Origin of the sequence: Pseudomonas sp. PDM10 (assembly GCF_014852295.1) — a bacterium.
GTDB lineage: Bacteria > Pseudomonadota > Gammaproteobacteria > Pseudomonadales > Pseudomonadaceae > Aquipseudomonas.
In genome coordinates this window covers 1-1,662 of the sequence record NZ_JACVBJ010000014.1, presented here as the reverse complement: position 1 = coordinate 1,662, position 1,662 = coordinate 1, and the positions used below count along the sequence as shown (strand labels likewise).

The 1,662-nt window shown below is 49.4% G+C and carries 1 rRNA gene; it reads right to left on the bottom strand.

Going from position 1 to position 1,662, the window contains the following annotated elements:
- A 23S ribosomal RNA gene (locus IB252_RS29875) occupies positions 1–1,494 on the bottom strand; the annotation flags it as partial.
- Positions 1,495–1,662 lie beyond the last annotated feature (168 nt).

Below are 1,662 nucleotides of genomic sequence, written 5' to 3'. Positions count from 1 at the left end.
GAATCCCGGATTTACCTAAGATTCCAGCCTACCACCTTAAACTTGGACAACCAACGCCAAGCTGGCCTAGCCTTCTCCGTCCCTCCATCGCAATAACCAGAAGTACAGGAATATTAACCTGTTTTCCATCGACTACGCTTTTCAGCCTCGCCTTAGGGACCGACTAACCCTGCGTCGATTAACGTTGCGCAGGAAACCTTGGTCTTTCGGCGTGGGTGTTTTTCACACCCATTGTCGTTACTCATGTCAGCATTCGCACTTCTGATACCTCCAGCAAGCTTCTCAACTCACCTTCACAGGCTTACAGAACGCTCCTCTACCGCATCACCTAAGTGATACCCGTAGCTTCGGTGTATGGTTTGAGCCCCGTTACATCTTCCGCGCAGGCCGACTCGACTAGTGAGCTATTACGCTTTCTTTAAAGGGTGGCTGCTTCTAAGCCAACCTCCTAGCTGTCTAAGCCTTCCCACATCGTTTCCCACTTAACCATAACTTTGGGACCTTAGCTGACGGTCTGGGTTGTTTCCCTTTTCACGACGGACGTTAGCACCCGCCGTGTGTCTCCCATGCTCGGCACTTGTAGGTATTCGGAGTTTGCATCGGTTTGGTAAGTCGGGATGACCCCCTAGCCGAAACAGTGCTCTACCCCCTACAGTGATACATGAGGCGCTACCTAAATAGCTTTCGAGGAGAACCAGCTATCTCCGAGCTTGATTAGCCTTTCACTCCGATCCACAGGTCATCCGCTAACTTTTCAACGGTAGTCGGTTCGGTCCTCCAGTTAGTGTTACCCAACCTTCAACCTGCCCATGGATAGATCGCCCGGTTTCGGGTCTATTCCCAGCGACTAGACGCCCTATTAAGACTCGCTTTCGCTACGCCTCCCCTATTCGGTTAAGCTCGCCACTGAAAATAAGTCGCTGACCCATTATACAAAAGGTACGCAGTCACCCAACAAAGTGGGCTCCCACTGCTTGTACGCATACGGTTTCAGGATCTATTTCACTCCCCTCTCCGGGGTTCTTTTCGCCTTTCCCTCACGGTACTAGTTCACTATCGGTCAGTCAGTAGTATTTAGCCTTGGAGGATGGTCCCCCCATATTCAGACAAAGTTTCTCGTGCTCCGTCCTACTCGATTTCATGACTAAGAGATTTTCGCGTACAGGGCTATCACCCACTATGGCCGTACTTTCCAGAACGTTCCGCTAATCTCAAAGCCACTTAAGGGCTAGTCCCCGTTCGCTCGCCACTACTAAGGGAATCTCGGTTGATTTCTTTTCCTCAGGGTACTTAGATGTTTCAGTTCCCCTGGTTCGCCTCTTAAGCCTATGTATTCAGCTTAAGATAACCATCTTATGATGGCTGGGTTCCCCCATTCAGACATCTCCGGATCAAAGTCTGTTTGCCGACTCCCCGAAGCTTTTCGCAGGCTACCACGTCTTTCATCGCCTCTGACTGCCAAGGCATCCACCGTATGCGCTTCTTCACTTGACCATATAACCCCAAGCAATCTGGTTATACTGTGAAGACGACATTCGCCGAAAATTCGATTCTTGCTCAAAGAGCAACTCACAAATTTTACCTTAGCCTGATCCGTTACCAGTGAAAGTAACGTTCAGTCTATCTTTCTATCACATACCCAAATTTTTAAAGAACGATCTA